Here is a 19,903-nt window from a genome sequence, read left to right as displayed (position 1 = left end):
GTGTCGACCACGACATTGGGGGCTACTCCCCTTCGCGCCGACCAGCCTAGCCGATCACCGCCGGCCCCGGTCGCCGGGTGTGACCGGGGCCGCGCCGGCCGTCACTCGGCCCGGGCCAGGCTCACCCCGAACAACCCGTCCGGGTCGGTCCAGAACGCCTGCCGCGCGAACCCGGCGCGGTCCAGCTCGGCGGCGACGCCCGCCGGCCGGAACTTGGCCGAGACCTCGGTGCGCAGCTCCTCCCCGGCGGCGAACTCGATGTCGAGGTCCAGCACCCGCACCCGGGTCGGACGCTCGGCGCGCAGCCGCATCTCGATCCACTCCCGGTCCGGGTCCCAGACCGCCACATGACGGAACGCGGTGACGTCGAAGTCCGCGCCCAGCTCCCGGTTGATCACCCGCAGCACGTTGCGGTTGAACTCGGCGGTCACGCCGGCGGCGTCGTCGTAGGCCGGGACGACGACGCCCGGGTCCTTCACCAGGTCGGTGCCGATCAGCAGCCAGTCCCCGACCTCCAGTGCCGCGCGCATGGCGGTGAGGAACCCGGCCCGCTCTCCCGGCAGCAGGTTGCCGATCGTGCCGCCGAGGAACGCCACCAGGCGTCGGCCGCCGGTGGGCAGCCGGTCCAGGTGACGGGTGAAGTCGCCGACGATGCCCCGCACCCGCAGCCCCGGGTACGCGGCGGCGATCTGCTCGGTGGACCCGCGCAACGCGCTGACCGAGACGTCCAGCGGCACGAACGTGCCCAGGTCGCCGTGCCGGGTGAACGCGTCCAGCAGCAGCCGGGTCTTCTCCGACGAGCCGGAACCCAGCTCGATCAGCGTCTTCGCGCCGGTCAGCGCCGCGACGTCGGCCGCGTGCGCGGCCAGCACCGCCCGCTCGGCCCGGGTCGGGTAGTACTCCGGCAGGCGGGTGATCTCCTCGAACAGCTCGCTGCCCCGGGCGTCGTAGAACCACTTCGGCGGCAGCCACTTCGGCGACGCGGTCAACCCGACCCGGACGTCCTCCCGCAGCGCCCGGTCGAGGTCCTGCTCCTCCAGGTGGATCTCCAGCGGCTCCGCGCCCATCAGGTGTCCTCTCTGCCATCGGTGGATGAGCCGGCCCCGGTCGGGGCCAGCTCGCGGATGTCCAGCCCGGCCGCGGTGGCCAGCACCAGCCGCCCGTCCGGCACCGCCTGCCAGCCGGGATCGTCGTCGAACGGCTCGGAGGCCAGCAGCACCGAACCCGGGCCGCGCCGCACCGACAGCGCGTGCCCGGCCAGCGTCGCCGCGACCGTGACGCCGTCGGTGAGCAGCAGGTTCAGCCGCGAGCCGGGCGCCGCGGCGGTCACCGCGGCGACGGTGTCGGCCACCGCGTCGCCGAGCGCCGCGCCGGCGCGCAGCCGATGCCGGACCAGCGCCCAGAGCACCGCCGAGTCGGTCGGCACGTCCAGCGTGAGCAGGTCCCGCACCGGCAGCCCGGCGGCGAGCGGGACGAGACTGTCCGGCCAGCCCCGGACCACACCGTTGTGGCTGAACAGCCAGCGTCCCTCGGCGAACGGCGCGGCGGCGGTCTCGTGCAGCGGCATGCCGACCGTGGCCGAGCGGACGGCGGCCAGCACCGCCCCGGCGGACGTCACGGCCGCCAGCTCCGGCAGCGTCGTGTCACTCCACATCGGCTGGGCCCGCCGGTAGCGGACCGGGTCGACGCCGTCCGGGTACCAGCCGACGCCGAAGCCGTCGGCGTTGATGGTGCCGCCGCCGCGCATGTCACGCGGCGCCCAGGACTGCCGCAGCAGCCCGTACGGCGGATCGAACAGCAGGCTCCGCAGGGTGACCGGTGGACCGAGGTACGCGAGGTGACGGCACATCCGGCCGGCTCACTCCCCGTCGCCGGCGTCGCGGGCACAGCGGAACCCGCTGAAGATCTGCCGCCGGATCGGGTAGTCCCAGTTGCGGAACGTGCCCCGGCACGCCGACCGGTCGGTGCCGAACGAGCCGCCGCGCAGCACCCGGTGGTCGTCGCCGAAGAAGACCTCCGAGTACTCCCGGTACGGGAACGCGGTGAAGCCGGGGTGCCCCCGGAACGTGCTGGCGGTCCACTCCCAGACGTCGCCGACGAGCTGGTGCACGCCCAGCGGCGAGGCACCGTCCGGGTAGGCGCCCACCGGCGCCGGCCACAGGTGTCGCTGGCCCAGGTTGGCGTGCGCGGTCCCCGGGTCCTCGTCGCCCCAGGGGTAGCGGCGGGAACGGCCGGTCGCCGGGTCCCACCGGGCCGCCTTCTCCCACTCCGCCTCGGTGGGTAGCCGCTTGCCGGCCCACGCCGCGTACGCCTGCGCCTCGTACCAGCAGACGTGTACCACCGGCTCGTCGTCGCGCACCGCGGACCAGCGGCCGAACCGGCGGTACGCCCAGCCGTCGCCGTCACGCCGCCAGTGCAGCGGCGCGCCCAGCCCGGCCTCGACCCGGTGTTGCCAGCCGGCCCCGCTCCACCAGCGCGGCTGGTCGTACCCGCCGGCGGCGATGAACGCGCGGTACTGCCCGTTGGTCACCGGCGTCGCGTCGATGCGGTACGCGGGCAGGTCGACGGTGTGCGCCGGGCGCTCGTTGTCGAGCGCCCACGGGTCGGTGGAGGTGCCCATGGTGAACGGCCCGGCCGGCACCAGCACCTCGCCGCCGACCTCGACCCGGGGCTCCGGCGGCGGCGGCGCGTCCAGCACCGGGGCGCCGGCGCGCAGTTGGTGGGTGGCGAGCATCGTCTCGTCGTGCTGCTGCTCGTGCTGCACGATCATGCCGAACGCGAAGCCGTCCTCGACCAGCCGGCGGTCGGTGAACCGGATGCCGTCCAGCAGGTCGTACACCTTGTCCCGGACCGTCCGCACGTACGCGCGGGCCTCGGCCGGGGGCAGCAGCGGCAGCGCCGGCCGGTCCTTGCGGGGCTGCTTGAACGCGTCGTAGAGGTCGTCGATGTCGCGGCGCACCGGCTCGCGCCCGCCGACGTCGCGCACCAGCCACAACTCCTCCTGGTTGCCGACGTGCGCCAGGTCCCAGACCAGCGGCGACATCAGGGTGGAGTGCTGCCGGACCAGGTCGTCGTCGTCCACCGCGTCGGTCAGCAGCGCGGTACGGGCGCGGGTGCGTTCCAGCTCGGCCGCGATCCGGTCGCGCAGCCGCTCGGCGTCCGTACCCGGTCGCTCGGTCGTGGTCACCGCTGTCCCCTCTCCGCGGCGGCGTGCCGCCGCCGGATCGCTCGGTGCGTCTCGTCGTACAGGCCGGCCGGCAGGTCCAGCGCCGGCAGGGCGGCCAGGGCCAGGTCGAACAGGGCCACCGCGGCGGTGGCCAGCGCGGGGTCGGCCAGCCCGTGCCGGGCCGCGTCGTGCCACCGGTCGGCGACCGGACCGGCCACGGCGAGCGCGTCGCCCGTGGTCGTCCGGTCGGCGAACAGCGCCGCCAGCACCGCCAGCGGCACCGTCCAGGCCCGGCCCGGCTGGGCGTCCAGGTAGCGCAGTTCCAGGTAGCCGCGTGGGCGTACCGGCGGGAAGAGCGTGCTGACGTGGTACTCCAGGTCGTCGGTGGTGGGTGGGCGGGGCAGCGCGCCGGCCAGCCAGTCGGTGAAGGTGACGTCCGCCGGCGGGGTCCAGTCCGGTCCGTCGCCGCGGACGCACAGCAGCGGCGCGGCGAGCGCGTAGTCGGTCCAGGCCGCCACCGGGTCACGGTCGGCATCGGCCGGCGACCAGACCGGACGGGTACGCGCCGGATCGATCGCCAGCCAGGCGGCCATCCGCGCGGACGCCCAGCCGGTGGGCCGGCCGGCGTGCCGGTCGGCGGTGGCGAACGCGGCCAGCAGCGGCGGCCCGACGGCGTGCGCGGCGGCCCAGCGCTGGGCGACCTGGTCGGGCTCGCCGGCGTCCAGGCAGACCTGGAGCCCGGCCGTGCTGTACATCATCGCCCGCCCGGCCGGTCCACGCCTGTCGAAGACGTCCCGCATCGCGCGGTAGCGGGCGGTCTCCACGGCCGGTCGGGGCGGACGCCACGGGTCCATGCCGGTACGGCCCAGCACGAGGCCGGCGGCGTCCAGTCGGGTGCGTAGCTGCGTGATGTCGGCCTCGGTGGCCGAGACGAGCGCGGCGACCGACGGTCGCGGCGGGGTGGAGATCTCCACCTGCCCGCCGGGCTCCACGGTCACGGTGCCGCCGCGCCGGAGCTCGTCGGTCGGGCTGGTGGGGTCGAGGGTGACGGGGCTGTGCCGTCCCAACGCTGCGCGCAGTCGCTCACGGTCGACCGGTCGGGTCGGGTCCGCGGCGTCGTGCACGGTCCATTCCAGTTCGACGCCGGTGAGTGTGGGTGGGCCGGTCTTGAAGCAGATCCGGGCCAGGTGCCCGCGCGCCGCGGCCTCATCCCCCAGGACGGTGGCACGATCCAACTCGGGCGACATCACCATGTGGCGGCTCCTCTCCCCGGGGACGGGCGACACACCGTCGCCCTGGGCCCGGCCGGTCCGGCACGGGGCCCGCGCCTTCCCCATCCTCTGTCTAGCAGACGGAATCCGCGCGCCCGGAGAGATGAATTTTTGTCCGGAATCTGATTGCGTCGGCCGGCTCAGTCCTCGTCGTCGTCCGGACCGCCCGGCCCGGGCTTCCGCGCGTCGTCCGTCGGCTTCCTCGACGACGGATCGGCCGGCATCTTCGGGGCTTTCGGGGACGACTTCCCCGCCGGCGTCTTCGGGGACGCCGCCGGCACCAGGGTCCGGCAGTAGCTCTCCACCCGGTCGGGCCCCCCGGCGGCGGCCACCAGGTCGGCGAAGCCCGGGGCGGTGAGGGCCCGGGTGCGCTGCGGCTCCGGCTTGGCCAGCCAGGCCCGGCAGTGGCCGACGAGCGCGCCGCCGACCGACGGCGGCGCGGCGGACCGGCTCCCGGACGGCGTCCCGGGCGACGAGGCCGCACCGGAGGCCGCGCCGGACGGACCGCCGGGGGTCGACCACGACGGACCGGCGGCGGTCGGGGCGGGGCCCGCCGTGGTCGGGGCCGGCGGAACCACCGGTTGCGGGCTCCGGTCCAGCCGCACGGCGGCGAACGCCACCCCGGCGACCGCGGTGGCGGCGAGCCCGGACAGCGCGGCGGCGACGCGGAGCCGACGACGCGGACGGGACGCCGGAACCGGCGCGGCGACCGCCGGCGCGGCCCGGGCGGCCCGGAAGGCGGCGAGCGCCCGTTCCTCGCCGTCGAGTTCCCCCGCCGTGGCCGGGGCCGCCGCGGCGGCGAGCAGCCGGGTCAGCGGGTCGGCGTCGGCCGGCGGCACGGCGTGCGCGGCGTCGAGCAGCCGGTCGGACTCCGCCCGATCGGCGGGCCCGTCGGACCGGTGAGGTCTCATGCCGTCTCCCCTCACGTCAGCCCTCCGCCGGCTCGGCCTCGGACGCGTGCGGCGTCTGGCTGTCGGTACGGGGCCGGGGCCGGACCGCGCCCGGCACGTCCTCCGACGCGGCGCGCTCCAGCAGCGCGGCCAGCCGGCGCAGCCCGCGGTGCGCCGCCGTGCGCACGGCGCCGGCCCGCCGGCCCAGCACCCGCCCGGCGGTCTCCGCGTCGAGCCCGATGACGGCCCGCAGCATCACCGCCTCGGCCTCGGCCGGTGGCAGCGTGCGGATCAGCGCCAGCGCGCTCTCGGTGCCGAGGGCCTCACCGGCCCGGTCGGCGGTGTCGGCGTCCCCGGCCAGGTCGTTGAGGGCCTGCACAGGCACCGGGACCACGGGCCGACGCCGTTGCCGCCGCAGGTGGTCCATGGCCCGGTTCCGGGCGATGGTGACCGACCAGGCGCGGAACTCGCCACCGGTGAACGAGGGCAGGTCCCGGGAGATCTGCAGCCAGGTCTCCGAGGCGACGTCCTCGGCGTCGCCCCCCACCAGCGTGGTCAGGTACCGCAGCAGGGCCGGTTGCAGGCTGCGGTAGAGGAAGCGGAACGCCTCCTCGTCCCCGGCCTGGGCCGCGGTGACCGCCTCGTTCAGTTCTCTGGTCACGGTCGCCGTCCGGGCCCCGCGATCGCGGGTCGGGCGTCCGTCGACGCGGGAGACCACACCGCCATCCGCACCCCCGGCCCCCCGCTGAACTGATCGACGCCGGGCCGAGCCCGGGACGCACGCTGGACAACGCCGCCCGGCACGCCCGGCGGCGGGACATACCGTACCGGCGTCGCGGGGCGACCGGGAGCCGGGCCGACGTCGGGAGCGCGACCGGGTGGGTGGCATGGCCCGGACGGCTGAAAAACCGAGAGAAATGTCTACCGGCGAAGGCGGCGTGTCGGTGTAACGAAGGCCACCGTCGCGTCGCTGCTCCCGCGCGGGAAGGGGACAGCCGCCGGGAGAACGGCAGTTTCTGGCCGATCGTACCCGGCCGGTCACGGTCAGCCCACCGCCGCCGCGCCCTCGGCCGTTCGGCCGACCGGGGCGCAGCCGCTCGCCGACGGCCGCAGGAGAGATCGCCGGAAATACTCCGCGACCGCTGTGGGTACGGTATGGGGATGCTCTCCTCCGACGTCCTGCTCAGCGGTCGGTACCGCCTGGAAGACCGTGTCGCCACCGGCGGCATGGGCGACGTCTGGCGGGCCAAGGACCTGGTGCTCGGCCGCCAGGTGGCCGTCAAGGTGCTGCTTCCCGCCCTGGTCCGCGATCCGGACTTCATCGCCCGGTTCCGCTCCGAGGCGCGGATCATGGCGTCGCTGCGCCACCCCGGCGTGGTGCAGGTCTTCGACTGCGGCGAGGACGAGCTGCCCGACGGCAGCCGGGCCGACTACCTGGTCATGGAGTTCGTCGCCGGCGAGCCGCTGTCCCGACGGATCGAGGACGCCGGCCACCTCGAGGTCGCCGAGACGATGTCGATCGTGGCCCAGACGGCGCAGGCGCTGCACGGGGCGCACGGGCGGGGCATCGTCCACCGCGACGTCAAGCCGAGCAACCTGCTCGTGCAGGACGACGGCACCGTGGTCCTGGTCGACTTCGGCGTGGCCCGGTCCACCAACGTCACCAGCATCACCAGCACCAACGCGGTGCCCGGCACCGCCCTCTACATGGCGCCCGAGCAGGCCGCCGGCCGCCCGGTCACCGGCGCCACGGACGTCTACGCGCTCGGCGCGGTGGCCTACTGCTGCCTGACCGGCAGTCCGCCGTTCACCGGCGACAACCCGCTCCAGGTCGCCGTGCGCCACCTCGACGACGAGCCGCCGGAGCTGCCGGCGGAGATCCCGGCGCCGGTCCGCGAGCTGGTGGCCCGGGCCCTGGCGAAGGACCCCGCCGACCGCTACCCGAGCGCCGCGGCGATGGCCGACGCGGCCCGGGCGGCGCGTAGCGACTCGCCCACCGCGACCGTGCCGGCGGCGCTGCGCGGCGCGGCCGGGCCGGGGCACACCCGCGACGAGCAGCCGGTGGCCCGGCCGGCGGCCGTGGTCGCGCCGCCGCGCCGCCCCGGCCGGCGCGGCGCCCTGGTCGGTGCGGCGGGCGCGGTGCTGGTGGCGGTGACCGCCCTCGGCGCGTTGCTGGCCGCCGCCCGGGAGGCGGACGCGCCGGCCACCCGGATCGACTCCACCCGCCCGGCGGTGGCGCCGAGCAACTCGGTCGCGGACACCGCGGTCACCGGGGGGCCGTCGGCGGACGACGAGGACTACACCTACCGCCCGGTCGGTCCGAACGAGCGGCCCTCGGCCTCGGCCTCGGTGACGCCGAGCGCCTCGCCCAGCGCGTCGGTCGAGCCGAGCCCGTCGCGCGTGCCGTCGACGGCGCCGACCGCGCCGAGCACCGCGCCGACCACCAGCGCGCCCCCGGTCGAGACCACCGCGCCGACCGAGACCACCACCACCACGACCGCCCCGGCCGGCGGCGACCCGGGCGGCGACCCGGGCGGTCAGCCGGTCGCCGGCCGCTGAGCCACCGCCGTTCCGGCGAGCCGGTCCCGCCGCTGCCGGACGACCGGCTCGCCGGGCGCCGTGTCAGTCCGCGCCGAGCGCCGCCACCACCGGCCGGGCCAGCGCGCGCCGGGCCGGCAGGACGGAGGCGAGCAGCGCGGCCAGCACCGCCACCGCCACGATCAGCCCGAGCCGCCCCCACGGCAGCACCACGGTGAAGTCGCCACCGACGCGGGCCACCACCGCCATCGCGCCCGCCGCGACGGCGATGCCCAGCGCGACGCCGAGCACGGTGCCGACCAGCGCGGTGAGCACCGCCTCGACCGCGAGCGCCGCCCGCATCCCGGCGCGGCTGAGGCCGACCGCGCGCAGCACGGCGGTCTCCCGGGTCCGCTCCACCACCGACAGGCTCAGCGTGTTGGCGACCCCCACCAGCGAGATGACCACCGCCAGGCCGAGCAGCACCGTGACGAAGCCCAGCACCAGGTCGACGGTGCCGGTGAGCATCCGCTTGTAGGCGGCCTGGTCCAGCACGTTGACCGTCGGATAGCGGGTGACCACCGACTCGACGGCGGACCGGGCGACGTCCGGGCTCACCCCGTCCGCCGGGTCGATCTCGGCCAGGTAGCCGCGTTCGGTGGGGAAGAGGCGGCCGAAGTCGGCGTCCACCAGCTCCACCGCGTACCCCGTCGGCACCCGGGCGCCGGCCGACGCCGGCCGGTCGTCCGCCACCACGGCGGCGACCCGGAACGGCCGGCCGGCGACGGTGACCGTCGCGCCGACCGTCCAGCCCCGGGCGGCGGCCAGCTCGCGGTGCACCAGCACCGAGCCCGGCCCGAACGCGCCCGGGTCGCCGGCGTCCACGGCGGACAGCGTCCGGCGGACCAGCGCCGGGTGCGCGGCCCGCACCTCGACGCCGTCGGTCACCCGGCTGCGCTGCTCGTGCACCACGCCCAGCTCCGGCCGGGCGGCCAGCTCGTCGACGAGCCGGGCCGGCAGCTCCCCACCGATGCCGGTGACCAGGAAGTCCACCCCGACCCGGGCGTCCACCGCGCGTTCGATGCCGGCCTTGACGCTGCCGGCGCCGACCACGAACGACGAGACCAGCCCGATCCCGATCACCATGGCCGTGGCGGTGGCCGCGACCCGGCGCGGGTTGCGCACCGCGTTCGCCACGGCCAGCGTCGCGGGGGCGCCGAACAGCGCGCCCAGCGGCGCGCCCAGCACCCGGACCAGCGCCGGCACCAGGACCGGACCGAACGCCACGATGCCGCCGAAGGCCAGCAGTCCACCGGCCGCCACCAGCGGCACCTGCCCGGTGGTCCCGGCGCCGAGCAGCGCCGCGACACCGGCGGCGAGAACCAGCGCCCCGACCGCGAGGCGGACCCGGCCGGCCGGGCGGGCCGGCCGGGTCGCCGCGTCGGTCAACGCGGCCACCGGCGCGACCCGGGTGCCCTGCCAGGCCGGCAGCGCCGCGGCCAGCACGGTGAGCAGCACGCCCGACCCGAGCGAGAGCAGCACCGTACGGGCCGTCACGGTGACCCCGTCGGCCACCGGCGCCCCGGTGCCGCCCAGCAACGCGCCCAGCCCGGCGGACAGCGCCGTGCCGGCCAGCACGCCGAGCGCGGAGGCGAGCAGCCCGGTCAACGCCGCCTCGGCCAGCGTGGCCCGGTAGATCTGCCCCCGGGTCGCGCCGACCAGCCGGAGCAGCGCGGTGCGCCGGGAGCGTTGGGCGAGCACGATGGCGAAGGTGTTGGCGATCACGAAGCCGGCCACCACCACCGCCACCGCCGCGAACGTGCCCAGCAGCAGCTCGAACTGCCGCAGGTCGCGCACCGCGTCGGCGACCGCCGCGTCGAGCACGGCCGCGCGGTCCCGGACCGGCACGCCCGGCCCCGTCACGGCCCGGACCCGGTCGGCCAGCGCCGCGACGTCCACCCCGGGCCGGGCGGCGATCATGATCCGCCCGTATCCGCGCCCGTCGCCGACCGCGAGGGCGTCCGCGCCGGTCAGGCCGATGAACGGGCCACCGACGTCACGGTTGGTGCCGGCCACGTCGACGGCGCCGACAAGCGTGTACGGGCGGGCCGCGCCGCCCGCGCCGCCGACGGAGACCGGGGCGCCGAGCACGAACCGCTGCCGGGCGACGGTCCGCTCGTCGAGCACCAGCTCGCCCGCGCGCTGCGGCAACCGCCCGGCGACCACGTCGTACGACTGGAGGGCCGGTTCGGCGGGGATCGCGGCGAGGACCGCGTACCCGAGCACGGGCCGGCCGTCCGCGCCGACCACGCCGGCGGTGCCGGTCAGCTCCCCCGCGGCGGCGGCCACCCCGTCGACCGCGCGGACCCGGTCGACCAGGGCCGGTGACAGCGGCCGGGAGCCGGCGTACGCGGCCAGGTCGGTGTGCCTGTCGAACGCGCCGGCCCGGTCGTGCGCGCCGGCCCGCATGCCGTCGGTGAGCATGAGCGTGCCGGCGACGAACGCGACGCCGAGCACGATGGCCAGCGAGGAGAGCAGCAGGCGCAGGCCCTCGGCGCGGACCTGGCGCAGGGTCAGGCGCAGCATCCCGCTCACCGCCCCACCGGGGTCACGGCCGGGTCGAGCCGGACGAGCGCGTCGCGGACCTGGCCGGTGGTCGGCCGGTGCAGTTCGTCGACGAGCCGGCCGTCGGCCAGGAAGACCACCCGGTCGGCGTACGCCGCGGCGGCCGGGTCGTGGGTGACCATGACGACGGTCCGGCCGAGCGTGTCCACCGCCTCGCGCAGCAGCCGCAGCACCTCGGCGCCGGCGCGCGAGTCGAGGTTCCCGGTCGGCTCGTCGGCGAAGACCACCCAGGGGCGGGTGATCAGCGCCCGGGCCACCGCGACCCGCTGCTGCTGGCCGCCGCTGAGCTCGGCCGGCCGGTGACCGAGGCGGTCGGCCAGTCCGACCGCCGCCGCCACCTGCCGCAGCCAGGCCGGGTCGGGCCGCCGGCCGGCGATGGCCAGCGGCAGCACGACGTTCTCCTCGGCGGTCAGCGTGGGCAGCAGGTTGAACCGCTGGAAGACGAAGCCGATCCGGTCCCGGCGCAGCCGGGTGAGCCGACGGTCGTCGAGCCGGGACAGCTCCGCCTCGCCGATGCGGACCGTGCCGCTCGACGGCCGGTCCAGGCCGGCGAGGCAGTGCAGCAGCGTGGACTTGCCGGAGCCGGAGGGGCCCATCACGGCGGTGAACCGGGCGGCGGCCAGGTCGAGGTCGACGCCGTCCAGCGCGACGACGCGGGACTGCCCGACGCCGTACTCCTTGCGCAGGTCACGGGCGGCGAGCGCGACGCCTGTGGTCGGGATTGCGGACAACGTGGTGCTCCTGTCGGACGCGGTCTGGTGACCCTCCCGACGCTATGGCCGGCACCCCGGCGGTGATCTCCACCAGCGCGCTCGACCCGCGTACGCCTCCGGTCGCACCGCCCGGTCGCGCCGGTACGCCCCGAGGCGTACGCCGGGTCAACCGCCGGGCGTGACCAGCCCGCTCTCGTACGCCAGCACGACGGCCTGCACCCGGTCGCGGAGCTGGAGCTTGGCCAGGATGCGGCCCACGTGGGTCTTCACGGTCGCCTCCGCGACGTGCACCCGGGCGGCGATCTCGGCGTTGGACAGCCCCTGCGCCACGAGCAGCAGCACCTCCCGTTCCCGCTCGGTGAGCTGGGCCAGCCGCGGGTCCTCGGCCGGGGCCGCGCCGAGCTGCCCGGCGAACCGGTCGAGCAGCCGCCGGGTGATCGACGGCGCCACCACCGAGTCGCCCTCGGCGACCACCCGGATCGCGGCCAGCAGCTCCTCCGGGGGCACGTTCTTGAGCAGGAAGCCGCTCGCCCCGGCGCGCAGCGCGGCGAACGCGTCCGCCTCGGTGTCGAACGTGGTGAGCGCCAGCACGCGCGGCCGGCGTGCGGCCGACCGGGCGCAGATCCGTCGGGTCGCCTCCACCCCGTCCATGGTGGGCATGCGCAGGTCCATCACCACCACGTCGACCTCGACCCGGTCCAGCACCCGCAGCGCGTCCGCGCCGTCGATGGCCTCGCCGACCACCGCCAGGTCCGGTTGGGAGTCGAGCACCATCCGGAAGCCGGCGCGCACCAGCGCCTGGTCGTCGACGATCATCACCCGCACGGTCACGCCGCCGCGCTCCCTTCCTCGGTGCCGATCGCCGCGGGCAGCGGCAGCCGGACCTGCACCCGCCATCCGCCGGCCAGCGTGGGGCCGGCGGCGAGGCTGCCGTCGTACACCCCGACCCGTTCCCGCATGCCGACCAGGCCGTGCCCGCCGGACGGCGCCGGCCGGACCACCGGGCGACCGCGCCCGTCGTCGACGGCCCGGACCGCGACGGCGTCGGCGGCCCAGTCGAGCGTCAGCTCGACCGACGCGCCCACGCCGGCGTGCTTGAGCGCGTTGGTCAGGCTCTCCTGCACCACCCGGTAGACGGTCAGCTCCAGGCCGGGCGGCAACGCCACCGGCGTGCCGGCGCCGCCGCAGTCGATCCGCAGCCCGGCGGCGCGGAACCGGTCGAGCAACGCGGGCAGCTCGACCAGCGCGGGACGCCGGTGCGCCGGCTCGTCGGCCATCGCGGCCGGCTCCGGCCGGCTGGGTTCCCGGAGTACGCCGACCAGCCGCCGCATCTCCTCCAGCGCCTGCCGGCCGGTGTCCGCCACCACCTTGGCCGCCTCGCGCGCGGTCGCCGGGTCCCGGTCCAGCGTGAACCGCACGCCGTCCGCCTGCACGATCATGACGGCCATGCTGTGCGCGACCACGTCGTGCAGCTCACGGGCGATCCGGGTGCGTTCCTCGGCCACCGCGGCCCGTGACTCGGCCTCCCGCTCGCGTTCGGCAGTCGCGGCGCGCTCCTCCAGGCTGAGCACGTAGAGCCGCCGGGTGCGGACGTTCAGCCCGACCAGCCAGACCGCGCCGGTGACCAGGCCGTAGTAGAGCGCGCCGGCCCACCAGGGCGCGGCGGCGGGGAGCTGGAGCGCGGCGATCAGCACGCCGATCGCGGCGCCGACCCCGGCCACGATGCCGTCCCGCAGCCGGTCGGCGTACTTGACCACGCTGTAGAGCGCGATCAGCACACCGAGGTCGTAGCCGAGCGGCCCCCAGCCGACGATCACCTGGGTCAGCGCGAGCGCGGCCACCACGGCGGCGACCGCGGACGGGTGGGTGCGCCGGAAGAACAACGCCACCGCCATCGCCACGCCGACCGCGAACGCCGGCAGCCCACCCTGCTCGCCCAGGAGGCTCAGCACGGCGAGGAGGACGACCAGCCCGGAGGCGGCGGCGTCGAACGCGACGCCGCGCACCGGGCGGCCGAGGATCAGGCGGTCCACGGTCACCCAGCGTACGGGGCGGGCCGGGCGGGCCGCCGGGGCCCGGTCAGCGGGTGAGGAGGGCCCGCATGCGGGTGATCTCGGCGGACTGCTCGACGGCCACCGCGTTGGCGAACTCCTGCATGGCCTGGTCCGCGCCGACCTTGAGCAGGTCGGTGGACATCACCACCGCGCCCTGGTGGTGGGCGGTCATCATCTGCACGAAGAGGCGGTCGAACGCCGCGCCCCGGGCGGCGGCGAGCTGCCGCACCGCCTCGGCGGACTGCATCCCGCGCATGCTGGCGTGATCGTGTCCGGCGACCTCGGCGGGCAGGTCGCGGGTGCTGAGCCAGGCCCGCAGCACACCGACCTCCGGCCCCTGGGCGGCCCGGATCCGGTCGGCGACGGCGCGGATCCGGGGATCGGCGGCCCGGTCGGGGGCGAGCGTCGCCATCTCCAGCGCCTGCTCGTGGTGCGGGATCATCATCCGGACGTACCAGACGTCGAGGCTGTTGAAGCGCGGCGCCGCGTTGCGGACCTGCCCGCCGTCGTGGGTGGCGGCCGGCTCCCCCGGGCGTCCCGGCACCAGCACCGGCGGCGCCGAGCCGGTCGCGGCCGGCGTGGTCGGGGCGGTGGCGGCCGGGCTGAGCCGCGCCGCCGCCGGACGGCTGTCGTCGCGCCCGGCCAACGCCAGGCCGCCGAGCACCAGGAGCGCCACCAGCGCTGTGACGGGAAGCCACACGCGTGCCTGCCGGCCGGTCATACGACTCTCCCTCCGGTCGAGGTGACAGCGATCCTATCCAGAGCGTAAAGTTCCTCGATGTGACCGGCGTCACATTGATGACGGTCACCGATCGGTAAGGTGTGGCGAATCATCATCCCCCTTTCGAAGGGTGTTGCCGATGATCAACATCCGCATGTCCCGTACCCGGACCGTCAGCCTCGCCGCCGCCGGCCTGCTGCTCGCCGGCGTGGTCGCCGCGCCGCCGAGCAACGCCGAGGAGCTGCCCCGCACCCAGGCCGCGCCGGCCGCCGTGGACGCCACCGTCCCCGGGGTCGACGAGATCTCCAGCAGCCCCAACCTGCGCCAGGTGGCCAACCTGCCGAAGCAGGCCCCGTTCGACACCACGACCGCCATCGGCACCGACATCGCCTTCCAGGGGCGGTACGCGTTCGTCGGCAACTTCGACGGCTTCGTCGTCTACGACGTGTCGCGGCCGAGCCGGCCGTCGATCGTGGCGCAGGTGCTCTGCCCCGGCTCACAGAACGACATCTCGGTCAGCGGCGACCTGCTGTTCCTGTCCACCGACTCGTCCCGCACCGACGACTCGTGCGCCAGCACCGCCCAGCCCGCCTCCGTGAAGGAGTCCTGGGAGGGCATCAAGATCTTCGACATCCGCGACAAGCGCAACCCGCGCTACATCAAGTCGGTGGAGACCGCGTGCGGCTCGCACACCCACACGCTGGTGCCGGGCAAGGACCGGCGCGACGTCTACCTGTACGTCTCGTCGTACAGCCCGCGCGCCGACTTCCCGGACTGCCAGCCGCCGCACGACTCCATCTCCATCGTCAAGGTGCCGGTGAGGAACCCCACCACCGCCTCGGTGGTGGCCACGCCGAACCTCTTCCCGGACGGCGGCTACCCGGGCGTTCCGGGTGAGAAGTCCGCCACCACCGGCTGCCACGACATCACCGCCTACCCGTCGAAGGACCTGGCCGCCGGCGCGTGCATGGGCGACGGCATCCTGCTGGACATCAAGGACCGGGAGGCGCCGCGGGTCATCGAGCGGGTCACCGACACCGAGAACTTCGCGTTCTGGCACTCGGCCACGTTCAACAACGCCGGCACCAAGGTCGTCTTCACCGACGAGCTGGGCGGCGGCGGCGCGGCCACCTGCAACGAGGTCGTCGGCCCGAACCGGGGCGCGGACGCCATCTACGACATCACCGGTCGCGGTGACGCCCGCAAGCTGGCGTTCCGCAGCTACTACAAGATCCCCCGGGTGAACGCGGACACCGAGAACTGCGTGGCGCACAACGGCTCACTGATCCCGGTGCCCGGCCGCGACATCATGGTCCAGGCGTGGTACCAGGGCGGCGTCTCGGTGTGGGACTTCACCGACTCCCGCACGCCGAAGGAGATCGCCTACTGGGAGCGCGGCCCGCTGGACGCCACCCAGCTGCGCACCGGCGGCTCCTGGTCGGCCTACTGGTACAACGGCCACATCTACTCCAGCGACATCCAGAAGGGACTGGACGTGCTGGAGCTGCGCGACCCGCGCACCTGGCTGGCGCAGTTCCTGCTGGTGCCCGAGCTGAACGCGCAGACCCAGGGGGGTTACCTGAGCTGGTGACCTGACGACGGCGGCACCGGGCCCGGCCCCCCGCGGGGGGCCGGGCCCGACCCACGGGAGGGGACCCGGGAACATGACGATCGAGCAGCGGACCGCCGTGCCGACGGACGCGCAGATCCGGGCGTTGCACGAGCGGCACGCGCCGACGGAGGCGGCGTTCCACCTCGTCTGGACGCACTGCCGGATCGTGTGCGAGGTGGCGGAGCAACTGCTGGAGCGACACGGCGCGGGCCTGGACGTCGCCCTGGTGCGGGCCGGCAGCCTGCTGCACGACATCGGCGTCTACCGCCTCCACGACGCCGCCGGCCGGTTCGACCGGGCGAACTATGTCCGGCACGGCGTGCTGGGCCACGCGCTGCTACGGGAGTCGGGCCTGCCCGAGACGCTCGGCCGGTTCTGCTCCCGGCACACCGGGGTGGGCCTCACCCGCGAGGACGTGCTCCGGCAGCGGCTCCCGCTCCCGGTCGCCGACTGGACCCCGGGCACCGACGAGGAGGTGCTGGTGATGTACGCGGACAAGTTCCACAGCAAGACGACGCCGCCGACGTTCGTCTCCGCCGCCTCGTACTCGGCGGCCGTGCGGCGCTTCGGCGCGGACAAGGTCGCCCGGTTCGCGGCGCTCGTCGAGCGGTTCGGCGAGCCGGACCTGGCGGTGCTCGCCCGCCGGCACGGGCACCCGGTCGGCTAACTCATCGGCAGCCGGTAGTCGCGGGCGCCGCCACCGGCGGTCACCAGCCGCACCTCGCCGCTGCGCAACCCGTACGTCACCGACCAGCGGGTGTGCGACTGGCGGACCGCGTCGAGCAGGCGCAGCGCGCCGGCGGCGTCGACCGTCCCGCCGGCCCGGTCCAGCTCCCGGGCCAGCACGCCGTACCGGTGGTCCTGGCGCAGCTCCCGGTCCGGCACGCCGACAGCGGGCACGTTGGTCAGTGCCTGCCAGGGGCCCCGACGCTTGTCGACGCGCAGTTTCCCGTCGACGAACTCGACCACGGCGGACGCCCCGGTGGCATCCGCGAGCAGGTAGTGCAGCGGCGGGCCGCCGTCGAAGTCCAGGTTGTACCGCTCGAACACGGCGACCGCCTCGTCCACCGTGGCCGCCGCGTCGAGCACCAGGCGCAGGATGCGCACCGAGCCGACGGTGGGCCGCCCGGCCACCGGTTCGGCCCGCGCGCCGTCGTCGGCGGCGAGCCCCACGGCGAGACCGCGCTCGTTCATTCCGTCGAACGGCAGCAGCGGCGCGTCGAGCAGCCGCCGGTCACCGGCCGGGTCGGCGGGGACGCCCAGGTAGGAGATGTCCACGAGCGAGATCGAGGCGTACCCGTCGGGCGGGTCGGTGCGCAGCACCAGCGCCGGGTTCGGCTGCCAGTCGAAGTTGCGGGCGAACAGCGGCCGGTCCCGGTCGGCGAGCGCGGCGAACAGCGAGCAGCCGAACGGGCTCGGCGGCGTACTGTCGGCCACCCCGGCGGTCGGGTCGTAGTCGCCGACGTAGGTCATCTCGTACAGCGGCAGGTCGTCGACCTTGCGCAGGCTGGCCAGCGTGCGCTCGGCCTGGCCCGGGTCCTGCCGGGACGCGGTCGGCGTGCCGACGCCGGCCGGGCCGGCCGGCGGGCGGCTCTCCCCGCAGCCGGTGCCGAGCAGCAGCAGTGCGAGACCGGTGGCGATGAGCGTCCTCCGCATGCCCGCGACGCTAGAAGAGCGACGCCCGGATGTCCATCGAGGAACCGGCGCGAACCGACGCTCAAGGGGTACGCCGCGGGTTGACCAGCCGGCGCACCATCGGCGCGGCGTTCCACCGGGCCGCCCCGACCAGGTCCCGGGCGTGCTCCAGCACGGTGTAGTCGGGCCGGGCCACACCGTCGGCGATGGCCCGGTCGAGGTCGTTGCCGCACCGGGTGAGCACGCTGTCGAAGTCGCGCCGGACCGGCTCCAGCAGGTCGTAGCCGAAGGAACGGTGCAGCCGGGCGAAGATCGGCTTGTAGAGCCGGGCCCGCTCGTGCAGGCCGGACGAGTAGGACATCGGGTTCTTCGGCCGGCGCCGGACATAGTCGGGCAGCAGGTCGGCGAAGGCCCGCCGGACGATCCACTTCTCCTGCCCGTCCCGCAGCTTGAGGTCCAGCGGCAGCCGCATGGCCAGCTCGACGACGCTGAGGTCGAGGAACGGCACCCGGGCCTCCACGCCGTGCCCCATGCTGGCCCGGTCCACCCGCTGCAACTCGGTCCGGCACAGGTTGCGGATCTTGTGCAGGAACAGCCGGCGGGACCGCTCCGGCCCGACCTGGTGGTACATGGGATAGCCGCCGAACAGCTCGTCCGAACCGTCGCCGGTGAGCACCACCTTCACGCCCAGCTCGCGCAGGCGCCGGAAGATCGGCACCGAGACCACCGCGTTGATGATGTCGCCGTACTCGGTCAGCTCCGAGATCCGGATGGCCTCGCGCACGTCGGCGCGGCGGATGTCGCGCGGGCGCACCTCGATCACCTCGTGCGGCACGCCGAGGTCGGCGGCGAGCCGCCGCGCGTACGCCACGTCGGGGCTGTCCGGGGCGCCGACGGTCACCGCCACGCAGTCCGGATGCAGCTCCCGGGCGTGCAGCAACGCCAGCGAGCTGTCCAGGCCGCCGGAGAGCACCACACCTACGGTGAGGTCGGTGTCCAACCGGGTCCGCATGGCGTCGGTGAGCGCGACGCGGACGAGCAGGGCGGCCTCGTCCGGGTCGTCGATCACCGGCAGCCCGACGCCGAGCGCGAGCAGGTCCACGTGCGGGCGCAGCCGGACCGGATCGTCCGGCCCGGCCCAGCCGTGGTGCCCCGGCGGCACCTCGTTGATCGGCGCGCCGTGCCCGACCAGCGCCTTGACCTCGGAGGCCAGGTGCAGGCAACCCGGGCCGCGGGACCAGTAGAGCGGCTTCACCCCGAGCGGGTCCCGGGCCAGGTACGCCCGACCGCCGGCACGTTCGGCCACCACGAAGGCGTACTCGCCGCGCAGCCGGCGTACCGCGCCCTCACCCCACTGGCGGAACGCGGCGAGCACCACCTCGGTGTCGCCGGTGGTGCGGAAGACGTGGCCGAGCCGGGTGAGCTCGGCGCGCAGCTCGTGGTGGTTGAAGACCTCGCCGTTGAAGCAGAGCAGGTGCCGCTCGTCGGGTGAGACCCAGGGCTGCGTGGACCGGTCCCGGTCCACGATCCGCAACCGGCGTACGCCGGCCAGCAGGCCGTTCTCCTGCCGGGTCTCGGTCACCTCGCCGCGCGGGGCCAGCGCGGCCAGCATCCGCCGGAAGGTGGCCGGGTCGGCCTCCGGGCCGATGCTCAGCGCGATCCCACACATCGGGTCAGCACCCCATCTCGGCCTCGTACGCCCGCCGGTACCGGCGACGGGCCGAGGGCGCGAGGCAGAGGTGCCAGGCCTGTCCCTCGTCGACCACGTTGATCTCGCCGGCCTCCTGCCGGCCCAGCAGCAACCCGGCCAGGGCGGTACGCGCGCCGAACCGCTCGTACCAGTCGAGTTCGACGTCGGCCGCCCAGCCCAGGCAGTGCCCGCTGGGCACCATGGCGGCGTACCCCAGCCGGCGCAGCCGGTACTGGTGCTCGGCGCTGCGGGCCAGGCTGGTCACCCAGAGCGGCGGCGTGCCGGCGCGGGTGACCGTGGCGAACTCCCGGGCCAGGTCGTTGAGGAGAGCGACCATCTCGCGACGGGCCCGGCGGAACAGCAGACCCGCGGTACGCGGGCTGGCACCCGGACGGACCCGGCGCCGGACCGCGTGCAGCCCGCGTCCCAGCACCGTGGCGGGCTGCTCGCGGTAGCGGAACTCCAGCAGCCCGCGGCGGCGCAGCCACTCCAGGTCGACGAGTTCGGTGCTGGTACGCACCTGGTCGTCGGTGCGGAAGGTGGGGCTGTCCCGCCACCACAGCACGTCGACGCGGGAGAGCAGGAAGATCCGGACCAGCGCGGTCAGGTCGTGCGCCGAGCTGCGCGCGTTGGGCTGGTAGCGCGCCATCTCCAGCAGCAGCGTCTCCCGCGCGCCGACCAGTCCCTGCGGGGTGGCGTCCAGGACCGCGGCGATGGCCGGCTCGCGCAGCCGCTGGTCGAGCAGCACCTGCCGGGCGGTGGTCGAGGGCGCGTCCGCCAACGCGCCCACCTCGACCAGCAGGTCCGCCACCGCCGCCCGGTAGGCGGCCAGGTCGGGCCCGGCGGCGTGCCGGTCGACGGCCGGCAGCCGGCGGGCGGGAGCGGTGGACGCGGCGGTGGGGCCGGGCTGGCGACCGGGGCTACGGCTGGGCACTCGCATGGTCTGCGTCCCCTCTCGTCGGGACACGGTGCAACGGGGTCTGCACCTCACGTAATCACCCGGGACGGG

17 protein-coding genes are annotated in these 19,903 nt (G+C 75.6%); 3 read left to right on the top strand and 14 right to left on the bottom strand.

What is annotated here, in order from left to right:
* Positions 1-101 precede the first annotated feature (101 nt).
* The 6 genes from egtD to ACZ6O5_RS02990 all read right to left on the bottom strand — a co-directional run bounded on the left by egtD (position 102) and on the right by ACZ6O5_RS02990 (position 5,988).
* Positions 102-1,067 carry an L-histidine N(alpha)-methyltransferase gene (egtD, locus tag ACZ6O5_RS03015; RefSeq protein ID WP_465974207.1) on the bottom strand — a complete coding sequence of 322 codons (966 nt, stop codon included), beginning with the start codon at positions 1,065-1,067 and terminating at the stop codon, positions 102-104.
* The gene (gene egtC / locus ACZ6O5_RS03010; protein WP_465974206.1) at positions 1,067-1,849 is read right to left on the bottom strand and encodes an ergothioneine biosynthesis protein EgtC; all 783 of its coding nucleotides are present in this window, start codon (positions 1,847-1,849) and stop codon (positions 1,067-1,069) included. The genes egtD and egtC overlap by 1 nt, the downstream gene beginning before the upstream one ends.
* A 9-nt stretch (positions 1,850-1,858) precedes the next feature.
* On the bottom strand, positions 1,859-3,187 hold the full coding sequence (gene egtB / locus ACZ6O5_RS03005) for an ergothioneine biosynthesis protein EgtB (protein ID WP_465974205.1): 1,329 nt from the start codon (positions 3,185-3,187) through the stop codon (positions 1,859-1,861).
* Positions 3,184-4,419: an ergothioneine biosynthesis glutamate--cysteine ligase EgtA gene (gene egtA, locus ACZ6O5_RS03000; RefSeq protein ID WP_465974204.1), complete on the bottom strand. Its 1,236-nt coding sequence runs from the start codon at positions 4,417-4,419 to the stop codon at positions 3,184-3,186. Before egtA ends, egtB begins: the two co-directional genes overlap by 4 nt.
* Before the next feature lie 158 nt (positions 4,420-4,577).
* On the bottom strand, positions 4,578-5,348 hold the full coding sequence (locus ACZ6O5_RS02995) for a hypothetical protein (protein WP_465974203.1): 771 nt from the start codon (positions 5,346-5,348) through the stop codon (positions 4,578-4,580).
* Between the two features lie 16 nt (positions 5,349-5,364).
* Entirely contained in the window at positions 5,365-5,988 is a 624-nt protein-coding gene (locus ACZ6O5_RS02990) for an RNA polymerase sigma factor (protein ID WP_465974202.1), read from the bottom strand.
* A gap of 500 nt (positions 5,989-6,488) precedes the next feature.
* Here ACZ6O5_RS02990 and ACZ6O5_RS02985 point away from each other — a divergent pair, with 500 nt between their 5' ends.
* The gene (locus ACZ6O5_RS02985) at positions 6,489-7,886 is read left to right on the top strand and encodes a serine/threonine-protein kinase (RefSeq protein WP_465974201.1); all 1,398 of its coding nucleotides are present in this window, start codon (positions 6,489-6,491) and stop codon (positions 7,884-7,886) included.
* 63 nt (positions 7,887-7,949) lie between these two features.
* On the opposite strand, the gene ACZ6O5_RS02980 is transcribed toward ACZ6O5_RS02985, so the two are convergent.
* The 5 genes from ACZ6O5_RS02980 to ACZ6O5_RS02960 all read right to left on the bottom strand — a co-directional run bounded on the left by ACZ6O5_RS02980 (position 7,950) and on the right by ACZ6O5_RS02960 (position 13,957).
* Positions 7,950-10,430, bottom strand: coding sequence for an ABC transporter permease (locus tag ACZ6O5_RS02980; RefSeq protein WP_465974200.1), 2,481 nt, complete (start codon positions 10,428-10,430; stop codon positions 7,950-7,952).
* A gap of 5 nt (positions 10,431-10,435) precedes the next feature.
* Complete coding sequence (locus ACZ6O5_RS02975; protein WP_465974199.1) at positions 10,436-11,200, bottom strand: ABC transporter ATP-binding protein; 765 nt, start codon at positions 11,198-11,200, stop codon at positions 10,436-10,438.
* A gap of 147 nt (positions 11,201-11,347) precedes the next feature.
* Complete coding sequence (locus tag ACZ6O5_RS02970) at positions 11,348-12,013, bottom strand: response regulator (protein WP_281941658.1); 666 nt, start codon at positions 12,011-12,013, stop codon at positions 11,348-11,350.
* On the bottom strand, positions 12,010-13,221 hold the full coding sequence (locus ACZ6O5_RS02965) for a sensor histidine kinase (RefSeq protein ID WP_465974198.1): 1,212 nt from the start codon (positions 13,219-13,221) through the stop codon (positions 12,010-12,012). The genes ACZ6O5_RS02970 and ACZ6O5_RS02965 overlap by 4 nt, the downstream gene beginning before the upstream one ends.
* Positions 13,222-13,261: 40 nt before the next feature.
* A complete protein-coding gene (locus tag ACZ6O5_RS02960; protein ID WP_465974197.1) occupies positions 13,262-13,957 on the bottom strand; it encodes a DUF305 domain-containing protein in 696 nt (231 codons plus the stop codon).
* Between the two features lie 154 nt (positions 13,958-14,111).
* Between ACZ6O5_RS02960 and ACZ6O5_RS02955 the strand changes: the two genes are divergently transcribed.
* Both ACZ6O5_RS02955 and ACZ6O5_RS02950 read left to right on the top strand, forming a co-directional pair.
* Positions 14,112-15,548 (top strand): LVIVD repeat-containing protein, encoded by a 1,437-nt coding sequence (locus tag ACZ6O5_RS02955; RefSeq protein WP_465974328.1) that lies wholly within the window; start codon positions 14,112-14,114, stop codon positions 15,546-15,548.
* Positions 15,549-15,621: 73 nt separating this feature from the next.
* Positions 15,622-16,236, top strand: a complete 615-nt coding sequence (locus ACZ6O5_RS02950; RefSeq protein ID WP_465974196.1) for an HDIG domain-containing metalloprotein — start codon at positions 15,622-15,624, stop codon at positions 16,234-16,236.
* Here the strand turns inward: ACZ6O5_RS02950 and ACZ6O5_RS02945 are convergent.
* The 3 genes from ACZ6O5_RS02945 to ACZ6O5_RS02935 form a co-directional block, all read right to left on the bottom strand.
* Positions 16,233-17,225: a linear amide C-N hydrolase gene (locus tag ACZ6O5_RS02945; RefSeq protein WP_465974195.1), complete on the bottom strand. Its 993-nt coding sequence runs from the start codon at positions 17,223-17,225 to the stop codon at positions 16,233-16,235. The two genes, ACZ6O5_RS02950 and ACZ6O5_RS02945, sit on opposite strands and share 4 nt — an antisense overlap.
* A gap of 61 nt (positions 17,226-17,286) precedes the next feature.
* A complete protein-coding gene (locus ACZ6O5_RS02940) occupies positions 17,287-18,873 on the bottom strand; it encodes an asparagine synthetase B family protein (RefSeq protein ID WP_465974194.1) in 1,587 nt (528 codons plus the stop codon).
* A gap of 4 nt (positions 18,874-18,877) precedes the next feature.
* Entirely contained in the window at positions 18,878-19,834 is a 957-nt protein-coding gene (locus tag ACZ6O5_RS02935; RefSeq protein ID WP_465974193.1) for a hypothetical protein, read from the bottom strand.
* Positions 19,835-19,903: the final 69 nt, after the last annotated feature.

The sequence above is a fragment of the Micromonospora sp. NPDC049201 genome (genome assembly GCF_055586805.1).
Note: the sequence above shows the minus strand (reverse complement) of the source record. Positions and strands in the feature narration are given on the sequence as shown.

What these genes read in the sequence shown, in the direction of transcription:
- egtA (WP_465974204.1), bottom strand. Translation starts at nt 4,419, where the DNA reads ATGGTGATGTCGCCCGAGTTGGATCGTGCCACCGTCCTGGGGGATGAG.
- ACZ6O5_RS02960 (WP_465974197.1), bottom strand. Translation starts at nt 13,957, where the DNA reads ATGACCGGCCGGCAGGCACGCGTGTGGCTTCCCGTCACAGCGCTGGTG.
- egtC (WP_465974206.1), bottom strand. Translation starts at nt 1,849, where the DNA reads ATGTGCCGTCACCTCGCGTACCTCGGTCCACCGGTCACCCTGCGGAGC.
- egtD (WP_465974207.1), bottom strand. Translation starts at nt 1,067, where the DNA reads ATGGGCGCGGAGCCGCTGGAGATCCACCTGGAGGAGCAGGACCTCGAC.
- ACZ6O5_RS02950 (WP_465974196.1), top strand. Translation starts at nt 15,622, where the DNA reads ATGACGATCGAGCAGCGGACCGCCGTGCCGACGGACGCGCAGATCCGG.
- ACZ6O5_RS02985 (WP_465974201.1), top strand. Translation starts at nt 6,489, where the DNA reads ATGCTCTCCTCCGACGTCCTGCTCAGCGGTCGGTACCGCCTGGAAGAC.
- ACZ6O5_RS02945 (WP_465974195.1), bottom strand. Translation starts at nt 17,225, where the DNA reads ATGCGGAGGACGCTCATCGCCACCGGTCTCGCACTGCTGCTGCTCGGC.
- ACZ6O5_RS02940 (WP_465974194.1), bottom strand. Translation starts at nt 18,873, where the DNA reads ATGTGTGGGATCGCGCTGAGCATCGGCCCGGAGGCCGACCCGGCCACC.
- ACZ6O5_RS02935 (WP_465974193.1), bottom strand. Translation starts at nt 19,834, where the DNA reads ATGCGAGTGCCCAGCCGTAGCCCCGGTCGCCAGCCCGGCCCCACCGCC.
- ACZ6O5_RS02995 (WP_465974203.1), bottom strand. Translation starts at nt 5,348, where the DNA reads ATGAGACCTCACCGGTCCGACGGGCCCGCCGATCGGGCGGAGTCCGAC.
- ACZ6O5_RS02955 (WP_465974328.1), top strand. Translation starts at nt 14,112, where the DNA reads ATGTCCCGTACCCGGACCGTCAGCCTCGCCGCCGCCGGCCTGCTGCTC.
- ACZ6O5_RS02980 (WP_465974200.1), bottom strand. Translation starts at nt 10,430, where the DNA reads ATGCTGCGCCTGACCCTGCGCCAGGTCCGCGCCGAGGGCCTGCGCCTG.